At 62.9% G+C, this 5,661-nt stretch carries 4 protein-coding genes; 2 read left to right on the forward strand and 2 right to left on the reverse strand.

What is annotated here, in order from left to right; translation table 11 throughout:
- Positions 1-196: 196 nt before the first annotated feature.
- Entirely contained in the window at positions 197-691 is a 495-nt protein-coding gene (locus tag QZT63_RS14405; RefSeq protein WP_290652187.1) for a sigma-70 family RNA polymerase sigma factor, read from the forward strand.
- Between the two features lie 79 nt (positions 692-770).
- Here QZT63_RS14405 and QZT63_RS14410 read toward each other — a convergent pair whose 3' ends face one another.
- A complete protein-coding gene (locus QZT63_RS14410) occupies positions 771-1,196 on the reverse strand; it encodes a universal stress protein (RefSeq protein WP_290652188.1) in 426 nt (141 codons plus the stop codon).
- 8 nt (positions 1,197-1,204) lie between these two features.
- Positions 1,205-2,794: a BCCT family transporter gene (locus tag QZT63_RS14415; RefSeq protein WP_290652189.1), complete on the reverse strand. Its 1,590-nt coding sequence runs from the start codon at positions 2,792-2,794 to the stop codon at positions 1,205-1,207.
- A 901-nt stretch (positions 2,795-3,695) separates the two neighbouring features.
- Here QZT63_RS14415 and QZT63_RS14420 point away from each other — a divergent pair.
- Entirely contained in the window at positions 3,696-5,627 is a 1,932-nt protein-coding gene (locus tag QZT63_RS14420; RefSeq protein WP_290652190.1) for an ATP-binding protein, read from the forward strand.
- Positions 5,628-5,661: the final 34 nt, after the last annotated feature.

The following is a 5,661-nucleotide window of genomic DNA, read 5'->3' on the forward strand; positions in this document are numbered from 1 at the left end:
ACTTCGCGCTCACGGTGTTGACGGCCTGCGCGCCCGGCCTGGGCGCAATCGCAAGGCCCTGGATCTCAACGGCCGACGGCGCCGGCGAAAGCGCTGTACGCGGACGCAGCGCCCCCTAAACCTGTTGTACGACGCGAACAACCGGACAAGGTGGGGCGAGTGGTAAGCCACTCTGTCCTCAACAGAGGTGACTGGGATGGATGACCTTCGCTCGCGAATATCGGCAGAAATCCCGCATTTGCGCCGTTATGCCAAAAGCCTCGTCGCCGACGCCGACGAAGCGGACGATCTCGTGCAGGAGTGCCTGGAAAGGGCGCTGAGCCGCGGAAAACTATGGGATCCCGCCAAGAGCACCCGGTCCTGGCTCTTTCGCATCATGCATAACACATTCGTGTCATCCTTGAGAAAGCGCAAGCGCCACAACGAGCTTCATCGTCGCTATCCGGTGGAGGACAAGATCCAGGCCGGTTACGAGCACCATTGCGAGCTCGATATGGTTCGGCGTGCTGTGAAGAGGCTCCCACCCGATCAGCGTGACGTGATCCTACTGATTGCCGTCTCCGGGCTGTCTTACGAAGAGACCTCCGAGACGCTGTCGGTGCCGGTCGGCACCCTCCGCTCACGGCTCTGCCGTGCCCGCGAGGGGCTGAGGGCGCTGATGGCGTCCCCTCCCCCGGTCGGTAGGTTCTGACGCCAGGCAAGGCCGCGCTGGCCTGGGTGTAATCCACACGGCGGGGGCTCGCGCCGCCCGGCACTCTCTATTCTTGTGTTTACTCGTTGCGCACAAACAAAACCGCACAGGGCGCGTGCACGCCCACGTAGTGGGCCGGGCCATGCAGCGCTCCGAGCCGGGCTCTGCGGTAGCTTTCCGGCAGAATCACCAGCTCCGCCTGATCGGCCTTGGCCGCCTTGACCAGTGCTGGGCCGGCGCCACCGCGTAACACCCGTATGCGTGTCTGTACCGATTGTGGAAGACGCTCCGCGGCAAGCCGGTCCAATTCACGTCTTGCCGACGTCAGGCGCTCCGTCGGCGAGTGCCTTGGAATGTGGGGGAAGTACGGGGCGCCCGGATCCTCAAGGACTGCCACGATACCGAGGTCTCCATCCGGCGCGAGCTGCCTTATCGCAGTATCAAGCACATTGATTGAGCTTCGTTCGTCGGCTAGATCGGCCACGGCCAGGACCTTCTTGTACATAGCGATGGTCACTCCTGCCTGCTCCCCTCGCCCGCCTCTGCGCCCGGGCGTACGTTGGCGCTCGCATAGGGGTCATACACGGCCTCGCCCCGGTAGTCCGCCTGGACGGCTCTGACCACGGCCACCATCATGAAAGCCAGCAGCGCACAAAAGGGGAACCCGAGACTGGTAATCACGTTTTGCAATACCTCAAACCCTCCCGCTAACAGGAGCGTCGCGGCAATCGCCCCCTCCGCCACGGCCCAGAAAATGCGCTGGCGCACCAGCGAGGGCTGATCCTCCCAGCGCGTCAACATATCCACCACCATGGACGCCGAATCCGATGATGTGGTGAAAAACACAATGATGATCACCACGCCAAGGCTGGAGATGAGCCCCGCCAGTGGGAAATGCTCCAAGAACGAGAAAAGCGCAACCGCCGGATCCGCCTCAATTTGGGAAGCGAGATCCACACCCTCTTGCACTTCCAGATTGATCGCTGCCAGCCCGAATACGGAAAACCACAGCACACTGAAAAGCGTCGGTGCCAGTAGCACGCCGGCCACAAACTCACGGATGGTGCGCCCCCGTGAGATGCGCGCTATGAATATCCCCACATACGGAGCCCAAGAGATCGTCCAGGCCCAGTAAAACACCGTCCAGTCGCCCTGCCAGTTCGTTCCTTGGAAGGTTTCATTCCAAAAGGCCAGCCACGGCAGGTTCGATGCGTATTGCCCGACTGTTTCCACCATTCCCTCGGTGATGAACAATGTGGGCCCCACAATCCAGACGAACAACAACAAACCGACGGCCAGCAGGATGTTTATTTGCGACAGGCGCTTGATTCCACGATCCAGGCCCAGCGCCACTGAAACAACAGCGACGGCAGTAATGACTGTTACGATGATGATCTGCGAAAAACTGTCCACAGGAAGGTCGAAAAGGTAATTCAACCCGTTGTTTAACTGCAGTGCGCCCAATCCGAGGGAGGTCGCCACGCCGAACAGTGTCCCCAAGACCGCGACGATATCGATGGTCCAACCCACGGGGCCGAAAGTACGCTCCTTGAGCAACGGGTAGAAAATGCTGCTGATCCGCAAAGGGAGCCCTTGCCGGTACGAGAAGTAACCGATGGCCAGCGCCGGCAGCGCGAAAATAGTCCAGGTGTGCAGGCCGAAATGATACAGCGTGATGCTCATTGCCAGGCTGGCAGCATCGTTGGACGCCGGCTCCACGTCCTGAAACGGGGGCTCAGCAAAGTGGGAGATGGGCTCCGCCACGCCCCAAAACATGAGAATCGTACCGATACCGGCGGCAAACAGCATGGTAAACCAAGTGAAGTTGCCATAGTCGGGACGTTCATCATCTGCGCCCAACCTGATACGGCCGTAAGGGCTCAGGGCAAGCCAAATCAAAAATCCAAGCCCCGAGGTAACGGTGAGGATGAAAAACCATCCGAGGTGCGTCGTGATCCAGTCCGCGACATCTGCGGATAATGGCGCCAGCGGCTCACTAAATGTGACTGCAACAGCAATAAATATAAGGGCGAGAATCGCTGCAGGGAAGAATACCGCGGGGATAACTTGCAATCCCAGGCGTTCTTGCAATCGGCTAAGCATCCCACGCTCCACATAATCGGCCTGGCATTCCCTTACTGTGGTTCATCGGTTGGCAGCCCATGCGTAAGTGGGCCAACCTACGGGCCGGCTTCGCGATTGGTTCAACATTGGTTGATTCGTGCATTCTGCCTGACTAACCCCTACCTAATCATAGCCTTCCCAGTCAGAGCTTTGTACGTCATCGTCCTCCAACATGACGAGGCATCGATTGCCCGAAAAGCAACAAGGTTTGGCCTTGATAATGCCACGGCTCCCCTTGCTGCGCGGGACATACAGTGACGCCGTTAAATCGAAAGACCGCTGTCTGCGAACGGAACACATCGAGCGCTCTATGAGGCATATACGCAGAGTGGCTGCTGGGTGTTCCCCCCCGTCTTCCAGGAGCTCGAATTAGCCGCCGCGCGCCTGGGAACAGCCTGCGGGGGCTCAGCGCCCGGTCTGCCCGGGCACCTGCGGCTTCCAGCCGCCGGGCGAGTTCTCACCGTCCGCTGCTCGAGGCGTTGATACGGGCCCGGGAGCGGGGAGTGGACGCGCGGGTCCTCCTTGATCATCCTAACGAAGATGCCTTCCGACGCGACAAGAACGGCATTCCCAACCGCCAAGCGGCGCTTGAGTTACACGGGGCCGGGGTCCCCGGGCGCTGGCGCGACACCCACGGCGAGCAGTGCCATAGCCGGCACGATCGTGGATGCACGCCAGGGCGGTTGATGCGGCGGTGGGAAGTGAGCGGGTGGCCGCGAGCACTGGCCAAGGCTGCGCGCGGTTGACGTCGCCTTGGCGGAACGGCTCGCCTCAAACTAGAGTTAGGGGACAACGATTGGGGGGCGCGGCCTGTTTAAGTGTTCATTCGCTCAGGCTTGACGTTGGACCCACGACGGCCACCCCCGATGGGGATCCTTTCATGGCGAGCAACTCGTCCAGCCAGATACCGCAGGCATACGAGGATCGACTCCTCCGGGTTGAGCGTGTCGCCAACCTGGGGTTCTGGGAATGGGATCGGCGCACGGACCTGGAGTTCTGGTCCGAGGGCACCTACCGTCTCTTTGGGCGCAATCCGGCGGCGTTCGTGCCGAGCCGGGAGAGTTTGCTGACCACTCTGCATCCGGATGATCGGCCAGCAATGTCCGAGACCTTGAACCGTGCGGTGATGACCGCCGCTCCATTTTCGCAAAGATACCGCGTCATTTGGGAAGACGGCTCGGTGCGCTGGATACAAAGCGAAGGTGAAGCGGTGCTCGACGGGGCCGGAGAGGTGACGGGCGTATTTGGCACCGTACAGGACGTCACCGCGCACCATGAAGCGGCGGAGCAGGTGGCTGCGAGTGAGCGCATGTTCCGGCGCCTGGCCAATTCCCTGCCCGCGTTTATCGCCTATCTGGATGGGGAGCGGCGTTACCAGTTCGTCAACAGGGTCTGGGAACAGTGGTGGCAGATTCCGTCCCGCCAGGCGCTGGGCCGAACGCCCCGGGAGTTGCTGGATTGCAAGGACCGCGACCGGCCTATGCCCCACCTGGACGCGGCGTATTCGGGGGAGCCGCAGTCCTTCGATGTGGAGTTCGATTTTCCGGGGGTGGGGCGGCGGTGTATCCATGCCGACTACGTCCCGGATGTGGCGGCTGACGGGTCCGTCGCGGGCGTCTTCGTGCTCGCAACCGACCTGACCGAGCAGCGACGCACCGAGGAGGCGCTGCAGCAACAGGCCGAGGCGCTCACCGAGGCGGACAGGCGCAAGGATGAGTTCCTGGCCATGCTCGGCCACGAGCTGCGTAACCCGCTCACCCCGATCCGCAATGCCACCGAGATCCTGAACCGGCACGGCTCCGGCGTGACCGCCGAGCAGGTGGCCTGGGCGGCGCGCATGATCGGCGGGCAAGTGGAGCACCTGGTCGCACTGACCGATGATCTGCTGGACGTCGCGCGCATCTCCCAGGGACGCATCCACCTGCGCACCGAGCGTGTTGACCTGCGCGAGGTGCTCGACAAGGCGGCGGATGCCGCTCGACCTTCAACGCAGCGACGCGACCAATCGCTGAGCGTCGACGCCCCTGCGGCCCCGGTGTGGGTGGAGGGGGATCCGGTGCGCCTGGTGCAGATCGTGGACAATCTCCTCGGCAACGCGGTCAAGTATACCGATCCCGGCGGTGACATTACGCTCAGCGCCGCCATCGATGGCGGCCAGGCGATCGTGCGGGTGCGCGATACCGGCGCCGGCATCCACCCGGAGCTCCTGCCCCACGTCTTCGGGCGCTTCGCGGGGTGCGCCCATGACCCCGTTCGCCGGCAGGAGGGCCTTGGTTTGGGTTTGTACCTGTGCAAGTACCTGACCGAACGCCAGGGCGGCACGATTGAGGCCCACAGCGATGGCGTCGATCAGGGGGCAGAGTTTTGCGTGCGCCTGCCTCTCGCGGCGACACCCCGTGCGGCGCAACCGCCCACTCAGCCCGGCGAGGGTGATGCGGTGGTAGCAGCCCGCTGCCGCGTGCTGATCGTCGAGGACAACGACAGCGTGGCGGAGTCGACGTCGATGCTGCTCGAGTCCCTGGGGCATGAGCCCCGGGTGGCGCCTGACGGACCCAGCGCACTGGACGCCGTGGAGTCGTTCAACCCGCACGTGGTCCTGCTCGACATCGGGCTGCCCGGCATGGATGGCTACGAGGTGGCCCGGCGGTTGCGGAAAAGCCACCCGAAGGGGGAGTTCATGCTGGTGGCGCTGACCGGTTACGGCCAGGATTCGGATCAAGCGCAAGCCGCCGCCGGCTTCGATCAGCACCTGACCAAACCGGCATGCTTCGCCGAGCTGGCCCAGTGCCTCCGGGCAGCGCGCCTTCGCTGAGCCCGCGGGCCGGCTGATGACCCTTCGCAAGGCG

The sequence above is a fragment of the Aquisalimonas sp. genome (assembly GCF_007120195.1).
In the GTDB taxonomy this organism is placed as follows: domain Bacteria; phylum Pseudomonadota; class Gammaproteobacteria; order Nitrococcales; family Aquisalimonadaceae; genus Aquisalimonas.